General features: G+C 63.4%; 13 protein-coding genes. 1 reads left to right on the top strand and 12 read right to left on the bottom strand.

Annotated features, from left to right (window positions below):
- Positions 1-274 precede the first annotated feature (274 nt).
- Genes E9536_RS10845 through tssB form a run of 12 tightly spaced genes read right to left on the bottom strand, consistent with a single transcriptional unit; the run spans position 275 to position 11,368 of the window.
- Positions 275-601 carry a PAAR domain-containing protein gene (locus tag E9536_RS10845; protein WP_321108565.1) on the bottom strand — a complete coding sequence of 109 codons (327 nt, stop codon included), beginning with the start codon at positions 599-601 and terminating at the stop codon, positions 275-277.
- On the bottom strand, positions 555-1,214 hold the full coding sequence (locus E9536_RS10840; protein WP_136469841.1) for a hypothetical protein: 660 nt from the start codon (positions 1,212-1,214) through the stop codon (positions 555-557). Before E9536_RS10840 ends, E9536_RS10845 begins: the two co-directional genes overlap by 47 nt.
- Complete coding sequence (locus E9536_RS41805; RefSeq protein WP_211097459.1) at positions 1,171-1,437, bottom strand: hypothetical protein; 267 nt, start codon at positions 1,435-1,437, stop codon at positions 1,171-1,173. Before E9536_RS41805 ends, E9536_RS10840 begins: the two co-directional genes overlap by 44 nt.
- 20 nt (positions 1,438-1,457) lie before the next feature.
- Entirely contained in the window at positions 1,458-2,345 is an 888-nt protein-coding gene (icmH, locus tag E9536_RS10830) for a type IVB secretion system protein IcmH/DotU (protein ID WP_136469840.1), read from the bottom strand.
- Between the two features lies 1 nt (position 2,346).
- Positions 2,347-3,684, bottom strand: a complete 1,338-nt coding sequence (tssK, locus tag E9536_RS10825; RefSeq protein ID WP_136469839.1) for a type VI secretion system baseplate subunit TssK — start codon at positions 3,682-3,684, stop codon at positions 2,347-2,349.
- Positions 3,681-4,784, bottom strand: coding sequence for a type VI secretion system lipoprotein TssJ (tssJ, locus tag E9536_RS10820; RefSeq protein ID WP_136469838.1), 1,104 nt, complete (start codon positions 4,782-4,784; stop codon positions 3,681-3,683). The genes tssK and tssJ overlap by 4 nt, the downstream gene beginning before the upstream one ends.
- Positions 4,781-6,133 carry a type VI secretion system-associated FHA domain protein TagH gene (gene tagH, locus E9536_RS10815; RefSeq protein WP_124671963.1) on the bottom strand — a complete coding sequence of 451 codons (1,353 nt, stop codon included), beginning with the start codon at positions 6,131-6,133 and terminating at the stop codon, positions 4,781-4,783. Before tagH ends, tssJ begins: the two co-directional genes overlap by 4 nt.
- Positions 6,130-7,149: a type VI secretion system baseplate subunit TssG gene (tssG, locus tag E9536_RS10810; protein ID WP_060084964.1), complete on the bottom strand. Its 1,020-nt coding sequence runs from the start codon at positions 7,147-7,149 to the stop codon at positions 6,130-6,132. Before tssG ends, tagH begins: the two co-directional genes overlap by 4 nt.
- Entirely contained in the window at positions 7,113-8,879 is a 1,767-nt protein-coding gene (gene tssF, locus E9536_RS10805; RefSeq protein ID WP_136469837.1) for a type VI secretion system baseplate subunit TssF, read from the bottom strand. The genes tssG and tssF overlap by 37 nt, the downstream gene beginning before the upstream one ends.
- A 19-nt stretch (positions 8,880-8,898) precedes the next feature.
- Positions 8,899-9,327, bottom strand: a complete 429-nt coding sequence (gene tssE, locus E9536_RS10800; protein WP_136469836.1) for a type VI secretion system baseplate subunit TssE — start codon at positions 9,325-9,327, stop codon at positions 8,899-8,901.
- Between the two features lie 15 nt (positions 9,328-9,342).
- Positions 9,343-10,824: a type VI secretion system contractile sheath large subunit gene (gene tssC / locus E9536_RS10795; RefSeq protein ID WP_060084967.1), complete on the bottom strand. Its 1,482-nt coding sequence runs from the start codon at positions 10,822-10,824 to the stop codon at positions 9,343-9,345.
- Between the two features lie 40 nt (positions 10,825-10,864).
- Complete coding sequence (gene tssB, locus E9536_RS10790; RefSeq protein ID WP_059696586.1) at positions 10,865-11,368, bottom strand: type VI secretion system contractile sheath small subunit; 504 nt, start codon at positions 11,366-11,368, stop codon at positions 10,865-10,867.
- A gap of 476 nt (positions 11,369-11,844) precedes the next feature.
- Here tssB and tssH point away from each other — a divergent pair, with 476 nt between their 5' ends.
- The gene (gene tssH, locus E9536_RS10785; RefSeq protein ID WP_136469835.1) at positions 11,845-14,412 is read left to right on the top strand and encodes a type VI secretion system ATPase TssH; all 2,568 of its coding nucleotides are present in this window, start codon (positions 11,845-11,847) and stop codon (positions 14,410-14,412) included.
- Positions 14,413-14,421 lie beyond the last annotated feature (9 nt).

Genomic DNA, 14,421 nt, shown 5'->3' with positions numbered 1-14,421 from the left:
GACGAGGAGCTCGGAGGGGACCGGTTGGACGCTTTGCTGTTCGTTGCCGAGCCGAACACGAGAATGACGCCGTCCTTACAGATGCGAGATCCCGGGTTTCGACCCTCGATCGATAAGCCGCTGGCGTCCTGCGGACCTGAGGTTCGAGATGCCCCCTTACCTGTCGATCACTGATTGTCGTCGTTCATCCATACTCGTTGCCTACGCTATCGCAGCGGTAATCCATCTCCGACAGAAATCACAGACGGCACCCCCACGTCGCGACCGCTTGCTTTCACTCCACTAGCCACCCAGTCTCGCCCTCGACCAAGGTGCCACCATGGCTGGTGGTGTCGCCCTGACGCGCCGCCGGCCGGCCTTCGATCTCCGTGCCGGGCGAGCCGGTTTGAATCTCCGCACCGCAACTGATGCGATCGCCGACGCGCGCGATTGCTCGGCCGTTAATGGCAGCGGACTCGGCGCCGCTGACAACGGTTCCGTCGCCGTGGATGGGACAGCTGTGTCGGTGACCGACGAGTACGATAGGTCGCATATCAAGCTCCTTATGGTTTGTACTACTTTTGAATATCCTGGCGCTTACTAGCGAGCAAGCGAAGACCACCGAAGATGTCGATCGCCAAGGCAGGTAACAAGGCCAGGGCGAGCTTCATAGTCACAACGGTGATGGCGAGGCCCACGCAACTGATCACGGTCAGTGCGCCGAGCACCTTGGCCAGCCTCGTGCCGTGGAAATGGCTCTGCTTGATCGGTACCGTTGGGTGGTGCGACCGCCACGTCGCCATGGCGGGTTCAAGCGCCGCCTGGAATGCCTTGTAGCCGGGTGTCTTGCGGTTACTGAGCAACACGAGCGTTGGCTGCTTCCGACGCGTGAGTCGGATCAGTCCATCCAAGGTATCTGCGGTGATACTGTCAAAGGTAACGGTTCCATAGCGCTTGAAGACCAAGGCATCGGGTGTGATGTGCACCACGTCTTTGGCAGGCGGGTACACCACGTGGGCCAAGATCAACGGGGTGACGATGCAGACGACTGTCAGCGCCGCGATGGCAAGAAGAGGTCCGGCGGTGGGCAATGGGAAGAGCACGAACATCGACACGACTAGCAGTGGAGAAAATAGCGCCGTCAACGGAGCGGGCTGATGCCACCGGGTGTAGATAACCACGTTAGGTAGGTCATTGACTCCGTTGATCGCCATTTCGAGGCTGGAGTTGGTCATGCGAGCGCACTCCAGAAAATAGTTGATCGGCCGCTTCGAAACCGATGGGCCTCCGCTCAGGCGCTTTGCGCACCTCGCCAAAGTCGATGGCGGGATTAGCGCTGGCGAGCTCCACCTGCAACAGGAAGGTCTCGGACAAGCCTTCGTGCAGGGTGCACTCCACCACTTCGAACGACTCGTCACCAGCGGTGAAGGTAAAGCGCAGGACGGATTGCGTGGGCATGGTCGCTCCCGTGGCCTGGGTTACGGTTTGAGGATGTGATCCAGCGATTGCAGGACCTGGTCGGTGGTGGCACCTAGCCTGATCGAGAAGAACAGGTAGGCGCCAACCAGTACGACCAATGCGATGGCCCAGGGTGTCCAGAGGGGCATCTGGCGCTTGAGCCGGTAGCGATGCGTAGCGACGGTCGGCGCGTCGGTGAGGCGCTCGGGAGCATCGCCACGCAGCGGCCGCAGGATGCGATGGAGCTTGACGATGATGGCGTTGAGCGTGTCCTGCTGGTTGTGCTGCTGACCGTATTTGCCCTGGAAACCCAGGCAAAGGCAGAGGTATTTGAATTCCAGGACGTGATGGTACTTCTCCGGCTCCATCTGCATGCGCGCGAGCACGGTGAAGAATTTTTCGCCGCCCCAGGTTTCGTTGTGGTGGTAGCTGAGCAGCGAGCGTTCGCGCCAGAGCGAGCTGTGGCCCCAAGGAGTGGCCATGACAGCTTCGTCGATGAACGCGCACAGCGCGTAGCGGTAGGCCAACTGGGTAGCGCCGTCGTAGCCGAGCTGGCGCACCTCCTCGGACAGCGCGGTGATCTGGTCGCGCACGTTGGCGTAGAGCCTCGGGATGTCGTCGCAGCGGTCAAGGCGGCGCAGGCGAATGACCAGCCCCAGCAGCGGCTGCGCGGCATCCACTAGAGGGTTGAGGCTGTGGCCGCGTAGCTGAAATTGCAGGTCGTCGTCGTAGTCGATGTGGTGCACCGAGTCGAACAGCATGCGGTCCTTGTCGCCCATCGGGGTGACAGGCGGTGTGCGCAGGAAGTCGCCCGACGTGGCTCCCGGTGGATAGGGCGCCGTTTGCTGTGCCCGCAGTCGCGGCTCGCGATCGATCCTGTCGTTGCCGATGTCGACGGTGGTGTTCATGTCATTGACTCCGAATGGCCCAGAACTGGAGTTCCAGTTCCGGGAAGTCGCCGGTGATGTGGAAGCCGAAACCGTTGGCGCCCTTCTGCATCAACTTCTGCCAATTCGGGTGCGTGCGATCGAGCTGGAAGTAGGTGAAGCCGGCATGGAACGGCAGGTGGCGCGGCGCCACTGGCAGCGGGCTGAGTGGAATGCCGGGCAGTTGCAGACGGATGAGGTCGAGCAGCGTCTGCTGGGAGGCGACCTTGGCCTGTTGCAGGAAGAGCTGGCGCAGCTGGTCCAGCGGCATGCGCGCGCGCACGGCGAGAATGAATTCCGCGCTTTGCATGAGGCTGGAGTCGTTGACCTGGGCGGTAAGCACGCCATGGCGCTCCTTGACCAGCGGCAGGGACACGGCGCGCGGTTGCAGCACGGTGCTGAGCACGCGGCGCAGGGTTTCCTGCAGCAAGTGGAAGGTGGCCTGCGGGTTGTCGTGCTGGTAGGCCGGAAACTCCGGCGGTACGCGCGCCTCGTCGGTAAAGGTGACGAGTTCGCCGCAGGCCTGGCCGCACGCGAGGTAGGCGTCGAGCGGATGCACGTCGCTGTCGCGTGCCAAATGCCGGAACAGGTGCTGCCAACGATTGAGCGCTTGCAGCAGGTTGAAGTCGGTGACGTCGGCGACGCCGGCCTGGCCAGGCGAGCCGATGCGCTCGGCGATGCTCTTGGCGCGCTCGTGCGCCAGCGCGGCGATTTCTTCCATGAAATGCGCGAGCTGGCTGATGGCTCGCAGGTGCAAGCCGGTGATGTGGAAGCCGCTATCCATCAGCAAGCTGCCATCGGGACGCCGGTCGAGAATGCGGCCGATGGCCAGCCCGGTGAAGGCACTACGGTCGTCCCGTTCCAGCGCCAGTTGCAGGTTGGCTACAGCCATGGTCACGGCGACATGGTTGCCCTGGTGGCTGTGGGTATCGCGCACGTCTTCGCTACGCGCTACGTAGCGCGCATTGGCGTAGGTGTCCGGCCAGCGGATTTCGGCCATGCCGTCGGAACGCAGCGGCAGCGTGAGATAGACGGTCTGGTTGGCGGCCGTGGCATCGCTGATGTCTAGCGGCTCCGGCGGCGGCTGGTCGTGCGGGATGTCGAAGGCGGTGCCGTCGGGCAGGATGCCGCGCGCACGCACGATCGCGATCTTGCCGATGGCGAGGAAGTCCTGGTTCAACACCAGCTCGGCGAAACCGTAGCCGTATTTACGCCCCAAACGGACGTTGACGTAGTGCTCGAGGTAGCGACTGGTTTGTTGGAAATGCTGGGGCTTGACGAAGAGCCCTTCGTTCCATGCAACGGGATTGCGGGTGGTCATGGTTGCTTGCTCGTTTGGATGGCTGCCTCGCGGGAAAATCCGCGGAACAGCTGCTGCGGACGAGAGGCTGGTTTGCGCAACACGTCCAGCGCGCTATCGGTCGGCTCGCGCAACAGGCCCAGCGCGCCGCGAACGGGTTTGCGTTGCGGATCCCGCGCGCCGCGGGCGGGTTCGCGCAACGGATCCGGCGCGCGATAGGCCTCGTTGGTAATGGTGACGCGGGTGCCTTGCAGGGTGACCAGCAAGGCGTATTTGCGCCCGCGCGGTTCGAGCCGGAAAACGTCGTATCGGCGGGTCGCATTGACATCGTGGAAGGCAGCTACGACGGCCACGTAGCGGGCCTTGTCTTCGATGGGACTGAATTCGATGAACTTGAACTGGCCTGGCGCGAGGGTGTAGTCGTCCGCGGCAATGAAGGTGCTGCCCAGCGCCTTCTTGGGATTCTGGCTGACGAGGTCGAGGTCGGCGTTTTCCAGCATGCTGTCGTCTTTGAGTTGGAGCACCTGGAAGGCGACCGGGGTGGCGGCGGCGCTGGACGCTGGCGCTGGTGACTCTGGCGACGGTGCACTGGCTGTGGCCAGACTGTCGCCCTTGCGGTACTGGCCCAGGTTTGACGCGACGCCGGGCGCGTCCGCTAGCGACGGGCTACGGCGAAGCTGCCCGTCCGGCGGCAAGGGTGGCTTGCCGCTGGGCGTGGCGGTGAGGGAATTCGGAAGCTGGCGCCCTGTGCCATGCGACGGCAGCGGCACCACACCCTCCTCGCCCTGCAAATGGTCCAGCAAGGCGCGCAAGCCGCTGATGAGTTCGCCCTTGGTGGCGCCGTTGAAGCTGACGGAATACGGACCCTCCCCGATCAGCTTCTCCTCGGTCGGTTCATCGACCACGGCGGCGCTGTCGGCGGCCGATGCGCTGACCGGGTTGGGATTGACGTAGGCGCTGGCGTACAGGCTGAGGGCGATCTGGGTGGGCTGGTCGTCGGGCGCGCCCACCGGGATGGACGGGTCCATCAAGACCCGGCCCGTCTTCTTGAACACGTTGCCCACGGTGCTGCAGCCGGCGAGCAGCATGCCGGCGAGCAGAAGCGCGAGGCTTCGCTTCATGGTGCCTCCGCACGCAAGGCCTGGTCGTAGGCTTGATCGAAGACCTCCCAAAACAATTTGTCGAAACCCTGCTGGCGTCCAGAGATCAACTCGTCGTAGTAGTGCCCATACATTTGCCACGCCCAACCATCGCTGTTCGCCTGGCCACTCTGCGGCGGGCGATAACGGGTAAAGCGCCGTTGTAACTGCTCCGGAGAGAAGGCTTGCAGCAGCGCGCTGAGACCGGCGGTGATGGCCTGATGGGTGGCCCGCTGCTGGCGATGGATCTGCTCCAGCGATTCCTCGATCGCTGCCGCGGGCGACAGATGCACGACACTGCGGTCGGCGGCGAACATGGCGCGGACGGTGTCCGGGTAGCTTTGACCCAGACGCAGCGGATTGTCTTCGATGGGCTGCAAGGTGCGCTGTCGCTGTCCGGGCGCGCCGCCGTGCAAAGCGCTCAGGCCGCCGATGGCCGCACTGAGGCTGCGGCCTGCCTCGTAGAGCAGCGCGTAGGTTGTTTGCGCATCCAGCGCCCCCACTGGTGCGCCGAGCCCTTCGATCAGCGGATTGACCAGGGCGGCCGGATCGTGGCCGTTCGCTTGCTGTGCACGTAGCCACTCGCGAGCGGCGGGGTTATGGCTGTCGGGCTCCGACATGATGGTGTCTCCTGATGCATGGATGGGCTTGCCGTGAACGGCTTCCTGCGCCGTGGCGGCAAGGTCGGCCTGGGCCGCCAGCGGCGACAGTCCGTAGTGGTGGGGATCGAGCGGATCTAGCGAGGCGCGCGCGGCGGCGCCCCCGCTCCACTGGGCCGCGAGATCCAGCGCGTGCAACGGGTCGAGTTGGCCTTGCGGCCTTGTCGGCTCGCTCAAGGCCTGGAAAGCGGCCCAGTCGGGATTCGGCGCAACGGGGTGCGGCCGCTCGGATGCCGCGGCTGGCAAGCCGTCCAGGTAGTCGTCGGGCAACTGCATCAACTCCTCGACGTCGTGCTGAGCCAGCGCGCGCGACGGATCCGGCAACGCGTGCTGCTCCTCGTCCAGGTGCACCGTGAGGCGGTACGGCCCGACGTGCAGGGTGTCCGCGTCGCGCAAGCGCGCGCTGGCGTGCAGGCCTAGGGGGCGGGTCTGCTCGTTCAGCCGGGTGTGGCCGCTGCGATCGATGACGATATAGCCGCCATCTTCGAAGCGGATTTCGCAGTGTTGAGGCTGCACCCAGCCGGCGCGGTCGTGCAGCAGCCAACTTGCACCCTGCGAGCCTATGGTGCCGCCGGCGGGGTCGAAGCTGTAGCGCGGTGCCGTGCCTTGCTGCAAAGCATCCGGGTTGGCGACGACCAAGGCCAGGCGGGACTCCGTGGATACCGTATTCATGCGCGCACCGTCAGTTGAACGCGAGGCGGCCGGCGCAATGCAGGCTGCTCCAGAAAACTGGTCCAGCCCAATTCGGTGCCGACATCGCCCGAGAGGTTGAAGGAAGGGATTTCGTTTTCGCGCAGCGCCAGTTCGAGGTCGCACGGGGTTTGGTCGCGCAACAGGAAGGCGACCAGTAGCCGCAGACGCTCGAAGTTCTCGCCGTGCGGAAGAAATTCGCGGAACCGCTGCTGGCTGAGGTTGGCGATGACGATGGTGAATTTGGCGTGGCGCGTGCGCACGCTGTCGCCCACGCGGAAGCTCTCGCCGAGCTGGCCATTGAGGCAACCAAGCTGGACGCGATCGCCCGGGTCAATGTCGGCGTGGCGCAGTTCGAAATCGCGGATGTCGACGTCCTTGAGGTCGAAGCAGTGCGCAATCAGCCCGGCGACCATCGCGGGCGAACGGCTACGATGCACCACGGCGCCGGCGAAACTGAGCAGGCGGCTCCAGGCAATGGGCGTGTCGCCGCGGATAGCGGTGTTCTCCAGACCGATCAGCGCGAACAGGCGTTGCGAGAGCGGGTCACTGGCGCCGGGGCGGAAGCGGATGTAGTGCCGGTACTTGCGCCAGGCCTGGTGCAGCAGTGTCAGCAGGCGGTGATGGAATACGTCGAAGAACGCCGGACGGATGCCGATGCCCTGCCCGGCCTCGTATGCCAGTCGCTCCACGTAATAGGACGGCAACGGTGAGTCAGGGCCGTGCATGCCGAAGAATGTCGCCTGTACTTCGTACTGATGCGGCTCGCCGTGCGCCAGGCGTCGTGCCAGCGATACGTCCGAGGCCGGGAAGCCCATGCCGGCATAGTTGCTCAGCTTGATGCGCTGACGTTCGGGATCGTCGCTTTCGGGCGATTCGAGGTCGTCGCCGTGCAACGCATGCAGCCGCTCCAGCAGCAAGAAGAAGTCGTGGTTCCTGGCGCCCGCCAGCAGCTTTTCAGTCAAATCAGGGCTTGGGTTCCGCTGCGCATGGGCCATGCGTAGTGCTCCTGATTGGTGGTGTTGATCGCCTCCAGCACATGGAAGGAGGAAATACTGCTGTACAGCGCGAGGAAGTGGCTCAGCACCGTGCCGAACAGGTAGAGATCGCCTTCGCAGGCAAACCCCGCCTGATCGAGCTTGACCATGCTGCGGATGCCTCGAATCGGCAGCGCCTGGAACATGCGGTCGACCGGCGTAGTAACGACTTCCAGCAATGCATCCAGACGCTTCTGCATGGCGCGGCGCCGCTGGATGTCGTGGTGAGCGGCGAAGTCGTACGCGCTGATGACAGCCTTCAACGGCTCGGCAGACAGCAGCGACAGATAGGTCGGCGACAGATTGGAGATGAGCCGCCACTGCAGGTTACCGTCCAGAACCGGCCGATACGACGGGGTGGGTGCCGTCAGGTTGCGACCGCTGACGAAGGTGGGGACGTCGTGTGTGGGGATGCACACGTCTCCCGCGCCCAGCGCCAGTGGTAGATCACGGTTGGTGCAGGTCAGCGACACCGAGACCGTCTCGTCGCGGCCGATGTAGTGGTGCTCGTCGCCACGCACGAACGACACGCGGTGCTCGACACCGGCAGCTGTGATCGACGGTTCGATGCGGGTGCGGTAGTAGAGCGTGGTGTAGCCGCGCTCGTAGTCGATCTGGTGGCGCAGCGACTCGAAGGGCTGGTAGGTACGCAGCCATTCGCCGGCCTTTCCGCTGCCCTCGCCCTTCCAGCCGTCGACACTGTCGATGCTGAAGATCTCGTAGGCGTCGGTCCGCTGCCCTGCCGGGCTCAGGCGATAGTCCACCGCTTTGCCGGTCAGCCGGACGGGCTCGCCCTCATGTTCGAACAGGTTCACGGCCGGCGTGCAGTACAGCGCCAGGTCACCCGTGCGAATGCGCACGTCCTCGGGCATGGGCCGGGTGAAAACGAATTCCAGGCGGATCTGCCCAATCTGCTCGGTGGGCCAAAGCGAACGCAGCCCGCGGATACCGAAGAAGAAGAACCGCCTCGGGAACAGGAAGTACTCCTGCAAAATACGGTAACCGTCCAGTGCATTCTTCGGGTACGGCAGCAGCGCCTGATCGGGGGCGAAGCCGTGGAACAGCACCTGGCTGGCAGGGATGTGACGCACCTGCCCCGCGACCTCCATGCGGATTTCGCCGAGGTACTCGGCCAGCCACAGGTAAAGCGTCATGGCGGTGTAGTCGCTACCGCTCAGGTAGAAATCGAGCTGGTCGCAATCGTAGGTACTGGGCGGGCTTTGGCTGAGCGTGGACAGGTCCACACGCACTGTCGATTTCTCCAGCGAGTGCGCATCGCTGACCTGATCAATCCGCAAGGGATAGATGGCCAAGTCCGCGCAGGTGCGGAACTCGCAGGGAATGCCGTCTACCTCGCGAGCGCGCATGCGCGTTCCCTTGGGTATCACATGTCGCTCCGTAATGGTGCGGTCCATCGGCAGGAACTGCATGATGGTGGCGCTAGGCAACGGACGCAGGTAGTTCGGCCACAGCAATTGCAGCAACGGGTGGGTCAGCTCCGGGAAGTCGTCATCGATCTTCAGGCGCAGCTTGGCTGTGAGGAAGGCAAAGCCTTCCATCAGCCGTTCCACATCGGGATCGGTGGCTTCCTCCCCCAGGTATCGCGCGAGCTGCGGATTGTTGCGCGCGAATACCTGGCCGAGGCGGCGCATATAGTCCAGTTCTTCGCGGAACTTTCTCTTCAGTGGCATCAGCCCTCCTGGCTGGGCGCTAGATCACGTGGACCCAGCGCTCCCGGTGCTGGACGAGCAGATCGATCTCCACGTCCTCCGTGCTGTCGTTGACTGGCACCAGACAGTGCAAACGGAAATGCAGCGGGCCCGTCTGACTCTGCGCAGTGACGGGGTGAACGTTCAGCACCTGCACGCGAGGTTCGTAGGCCACTACCGCAGTGCGCACGTCCTGGCATACCTGATGGCGCAAGTCCATCTGGCTGGCCGCGGCGTCGTTCAGATCCCCAAGGCCGAAGCCAGGGCAGCTTTGCGAGCTGCCCTGGCGGCTATTGAGAATGCGCTCGAGGTGGTCCTTGATGGCACCGATGCGCTCCGACGCCAGCGCCAGCCGCGTGCGCATACGGCGCGGCGGCAGGTCTGGATCAAGCCGTTCGAACAGGCTGCCCTGGCCGAGGGAACGCGGCATGGGTCATGCCCTCCGTCATTCCTTGTCGAGCCGACCGACCAGCGACAGGTCGAAGCTCGCGCCCATGTACTTGAAGTGCGGGCGCAACGACAGGGAAATCTGGTACCAGCCGGGGTTGCCCGTCGCGTCCTGCACGACGACCTTGGCGGCACGCAACGGACGGCGGCTGCGCACGTCGGCGGAGGGGCTTTCCTGGTCCGCAATGTACTGACGCAGCCAGTTGTTGAGTTCGCGCTCCAGGTCCTGGCGTTCTTTCCAGCTGCCGATTTGTTCGCGCTGCAGCACCTTGATGTAGTGCGCCAGACGGTTGACGATGAACATGTACGGCAGTTGCGTGCCGAGCATGTAGTTGGTCTGCGCGGCCTGCCCCTCCGGCGTGCTCTGGAAGACCTTGGGCTTCTGCACCGAGTTCGCCGAAAAGAAGGCAGCGTTGTCGCTGTCCTTGCGCATCGCGAGCGGAATGAAGCCCTCCGCCGACAACTCGAACTCCTTCCGGTCCGAAATCAGCACTTCGGTCGGAATCTTCGCCTGAAGCTGGCCAAGCGACTCGTACAGGTGCACCGGCAGATCATCCACAGTGCCACCCGATTGCGGACCGATGATGTTCGGGCACCAGCGGTACTTCGCAAAGCTGTCCGTGATGCGGTTGGCCATCAGAAAGGCCGTGTTACCCCACAGGTAGTTGTCGTGCTGGCCGTCGATGGTTTCGCGATAGGCAAAGCTGCGAACCGGATTCTCCAGCGGGTCGTACGGCTGACGCAGCAGGAAACGCGGCATGGTCAGGCCAAGGTAGCGCGCATCTTCCGATTCGCGCAGGCCGCGCCATTTGGCATGCCGCGGGCCTTCGAAGATATCCTTGACCTCTTTGAGGTTGGGGATGTCCTGGAAGGAGTCCAGATTAAGCATCTCGGGACCGGCCGCGGCGAGGAACGGTGCGTGCGCCATGGCGCCAATCGCAGCGACGTAGTTGAGCAGCTTGATGTCGGGTGCCGAGGGGCCGAAGGTATAGTTGCCGACGATGCAACCAATCGGCTTGCCGCCGAACTGGCCGTAACCCGCGGTGTAGATGAGCTTGTAGACATTACTGCGCGTGATATCCACTGCGCTCTCGAAGTCTTCCAGCAGTTCATCCTTAGTGACGTGAAGTACATCGATGAAGATGTTTTCGCGGAAGTCGGTGCCGGCCACCAGTCGATGGAGTCCGCGCCAGGCCGACTCCAGCTCCTGCAGGGCTGGCTGATGGAGAATCACGTCCATCTGCCTGCCGAGCTTGGCGTCGATCTGGGAAATCATCTGGTCGACCAGTTGCTTGTTGACCGGCTGTTCGCGTGCATCGGTCTTGAGCATCTCGGCAATAAAGGCAGCCACGCCGCGCTCGGCGACGGCATAACCTTCCTGGGCAGGCTGCAGGCGGGTCTGCGCCATGATCTGGGCCAGCAGGCCCTCCTGCGGCAACGCGTCCTGCTTTTGGGCAGCAGTGGTTTGTGCTTGTGTCATTGTTATGTCCTTTGCAAACGGGAAGAGGAACAGCGCGGCATCAGGCCTTGCCGGGTTCCAGCAACTGTTCCAGCTCCTTGGCGAGCTTGCCGCGGGAGGCTTCATCACCGAGCAGAGCCTGCAACTGCTTGCGGAAGGCCGGGATATTGCCCATCGGCCCCTTGAGCGCCACCAGCGCCTCGCGCAGTTCGAGCAGCTTGCGTAGCTCCGGCACCTGGCGGGCGATGGCATCGGGACTGAAGTCCTCGATGGCGCCGAACTTCAGGTGGACCGGCAAGGTGTCGTTCTCGCCCCCCTCTTCCAGTACGGCCGGCGCATCCATCGTCAGCCCCAGGCCAAATTCGGACATCACGCTGTTGAAGTTGTCCTTGTTAATGCTGACGGCGGTACGGTCTTCGAGTGCAACCTCGTCCTCACGCCCCTTGAAGTCGCCCGTCACCAACAATTTCAGCGGCAATTCGACTTCCTCCTGCTCGCCGCCCGTTGCCGGAACGTAGCGAATGTTGATGCGTTCCTTCGGTGCGACCGATCCTTGCTTTGCCATGAGCCACTCCCATTCGAATTGAAGTCTTTGCAGCGCGAGATTCGATAAACCCCGGCGCATAGCGCACTAAGGTGTATGCAGTGCAAGCGAAAGCGTGCCGGCCGAGCCAAGCCCCGCCGAACTAACACCATCTGTGGCATGCCGCAAAATCGCTTTCCGCTCGCAAACGACGAGGCTAGACGTTAATGGCAATTAATGAAATCAGACATGTCTTATTTTTATTCCAGAATATGTCATTTTCGTTCTAATACAGAATTTACGGAAATATCCCTCTTTAATTTCAGACGAATCCGATGGACGAGCGAGTTATTGACGTGGTTTCCTCGATAGCTTGACCGTGTGCTTATTGCGTGTAAACCGAAGGTGCCCTCACCCACCTTATACAAAACGCCAGACCGAAACATTCGTTTGCATTATTGGCAACGCGGAGACGCTTTTTCTAAAAAAACCTTTCCTGAAAAGGGGAGTTCGATTACATGATTACGGTGGATCTCCCGGCGCTCTTCGAGCGCCTTAATGCGTTGTGTCGACATGCCTTGGAAGAAGCGGGCAGCCTCTGCATCGGGCAGCGTGGCGCCGAAGTCACCGTGCCTCACTTACTGGTCAAGCTGCTCGATCAGCCTCAGTGCGACGTGCGTCTCGTGTTACGCGTCGCGGGGATTGAGGTCGACACCGCGCGACACGCGCTGTCCACGGCATTTCCCGAGGGGGGTAGCGGGCATAATCAATACCCTTCCTTCTCCCCTTTGCTGGTGGAGCTGTTGCAGGAGGCATGGCTGCTCAGCTCGGTGGAGCTGGGACAAGCGGAGATCCGTAGCGGCGCCTTGCTGCTCGCCGTGCTACTCAATCCGGGCCGCTACCTTCCGCTGGCAGCGATACGCCTACTGGATGGCGTGAGCCGGGAGCCGCTGCGCAAGCGCTTTGGCGAACTGTTGGCTGGATCGACGGAGGCGGCCGATACAACGTCCGCCGACCACCGCCCTGCGGGCGTCGGCGGTGACGACAGTGCATTGGCCCGATTCGGCCACGACTTCACCGCACAGGCTCGCGAGGGACGGATCGACCCGGTGCTGTGCCGCGATACCGAGATCGACCTGATGGTCGACATCCTGTCGCGCCGCCGCAAGAACAACCCCATCGTGGTCGGCGACGCCGGTGTCGGCAAAAGCGCTGCCGTTGAAGGACTCGCCCTACGCATCGTGCAGGCACGCGTACCGGAGCCGCTGCGCGACGTTCACCTCTGGGGACTGGACCTCGGCGCTTTGCAAGCCGGCGCGTCGGTCAAGGGCGAATTCGAGAAGCGCCTGAAGGCGGTGATCGACGAAGTGAAAGCGTCGCCGCAGCCGATCATTCTGTTCATCGACGAGGCGCATACGCTGATCGGCGCCGGCAACGCCGCCGGCGGCAGCGATGCAGCCAACCTGCTCAAGCCGGCGCTGGCGCGCGGCGAACTGCGCACCATCGCCGCCACCACTTGGTCCGAGTACAAGAAGTACTTCGAGAAAGACCCCGCATTGGTCCGGCGCTTCCAGTTGGTGAAGCTGGAGGAACCCAGTCCGGAGGATGCCGTGCATATTCTGCGCGGCCTGCGCCCCCTCTATGAGCAAGCGCACAAGGTCTATATCGGGGACGATGCCCTGCAAGCCGCCGCTGCGTTGTCGGCGCGCTACCTGTCCGGCCGGCAGTTGCCGGACAAAGCCATCGACGTGCTCGACACTGCGTGCGCACGCGTCGCCACCGCACTGGCCGAGCCACCGCGCCGTCTGACCGCGCTCGAGAACGAGCTTCGGCAGATCGATGCGGAGGCCGAACACCTAGTGCGTGATGCCAGGTCCGGCCGCGCACCATCGACGACACGACTGGACAACCTGCGCGATGCGCGGCAACAGGTGGAAACGCGTATCGCCGAGCTGCGCCATGCCTGGGAACAGCAGAAATCGGTCATCGATACGATTGTCAGCCTTCGCGGTCAGGACGCTAACGACAACACCGCCCGGCTGCTTTCGGGCTGGGTAACCCGCCTGGCCGACCTCCAACGCGATGGTGCCCTGCTGCATGCCGACGTGGGCGCCGAGCAGATTGCCCAGGTCATCGCTGACTGGACGGGCATACCAGCCACCACCATCAACAGCGATCAGTTGACGCGCCTCGAACAATTGCCGGCCGCCCTGCGACTGCGCGTCAAAGGACAGGACGCGGCGCTGGAGACGTTGCACCGACGCCTGCTCACGGCGGTGGCCGACTTGCGCCGGCCAGGTACACCGATGGGTGCGTTCCTGCTGGTCGGCCCCAGCGGCGTCGGCAAGACCGAGACGGCTCTGGCAGTGGCCGATGCGCTGTTCGGCGGCGAGCGTTTCCTCACCACGATCAACATGTCCGAGTACCAGGAGAAACACACCGTGTCGCGCCTGCTGGGCGCACCACCGGGCTACGTGGGCTTCGGCGAAGGTGGTGTGCTAACCGAGGCCATTCGTAAGCATCCCTATGCGGTGGTATTGCTGGACGAGGTGGAAAAAGCCCACCCGGAAGTGCTGAACGTGTTCTACCAAGCCTTCGACAAAGGCGAGCTGGCCGATGGCGAAGGTCGGCGCATCGACTGCCAGAACATCCTGTTCTTCCTGACCTCCAACCTCGGTTTCGACCAGGATGATCCGTCGTTGTCCGACCTCGACGTCGACAGCCTGCGGCAGCAGTTGATGCGCTTCTTCAAGCCGGCCCTGCTGGCGCGCATGCAGCTCGTGCCGTACCGCTACCTCGACGAGGCAGTGTTGGGCGACATCGTGGACAGCCGCTTGCAGCGTCTGCAGCGGCAATTCGCCGAGCGCTACAACGCCCCTCTGGAGGTGACCGAAAGCGCACGCGACGAGTTGCGCTCGCGCTGCATACGGCACGCCAACGGCGCGCGCATGCTCGACGCAAGCATCGACGGCGAACTGCTGCCGCCGCTGTCGCTCGCGGTCCTGCAGCAGCAGGCCAAGGGGGCGCCTTTCCAGCGCGCTGACCTGCGCTGGCAGGACGGCACCTTTCTGGCCACGCTGCACTGAGTGGAGCAC

This window comes from Burkholderia sp. LS-044 (assembly GCF_004803625.1).
Lineage (GTDB): Bacteria > Pseudomonadota > Gammaproteobacteria > Burkholderiales > Burkholderiaceae > Burkholderia > Burkholderia cepacia.
This window is presented reverse-complemented; position numbering and strand designations above follow the sequence as displayed.

Excerpts from the sequence above, each read along its gene's own strand:
- E9536_RS10840 (WP_136469841.1), bottom strand. The coding sequence starts at position 1,214 with ATGACCAACTCCAGCCTCGAAATGGCGATCAACGGAGTCAATGACCTA.
- E9536_RS41805 (WP_211097459.1), bottom strand. The coding sequence starts at position 1,437 with ATGCCCACGCAATCCGTCCTGCGCTTTACCTTCACCGCTGGTGACGAG.
- icmH (WP_136469840.1), bottom strand. The coding sequence starts at position 2,345 with ATGAACACCACCGTCGACATCGGCAACGACAGGATCGATCGCGAGCCG.
- tssK (WP_136469839.1), bottom strand. The coding sequence starts at position 3,684 with ATGACCACCCGCAATCCCGTTGCATGGAACGAAGGGCTCTTCGTCAAG.
- tssJ (WP_136469838.1), bottom strand. The coding sequence starts at position 4,784 with ATGAAGCGAAGCCTCGCGCTTCTGCTCGCCGGCATGCTGCTCGCCGGC.
- tagH (WP_124671963.1), bottom strand. The coding sequence starts at position 6,133 with ATGAATACGGTATCCACGGAGTCCCGCCTGGCCTTGGTCGTCGCCAAC.
- tssG (WP_060084964.1), bottom strand. The coding sequence starts at position 7,149 with ATGGCCCATGCGCAGCGGAACCCAAGCCCTGATTTGACTGAAAAGCTG.
- tssF (WP_136469837.1), bottom strand. The coding sequence starts at position 8,879 with ATGCCACTGAAGAGAAAGTTCCGCGAAGAACTGGACTATATGCGCCGC.
- tssE (WP_136469836.1), bottom strand. The coding sequence starts at position 9,327 with ATGCCGCGTTCCCTCGGCCAGGGCAGCCTGTTCGAACGGCTTGATCCA.
- tssC (WP_060084967.1), bottom strand. The coding sequence starts at position 10,824 with ATGACACAAGCACAAACCACTGCTGCCCAAAAGCAGGACGCGTTGCCG.
- tssB (WP_059696586.1), bottom strand. The coding sequence starts at position 11,368 with ATGGCAAAGCAAGGATCGGTCGCACCGAAGGAACGCATCAACATTCGC.
- tssH (WP_136469835.1), top strand. The coding sequence starts at position 11,845 with ATGATTACGGTGGATCTCCCGGCGCTCTTCGAGCGCCTTAATGCGTTG.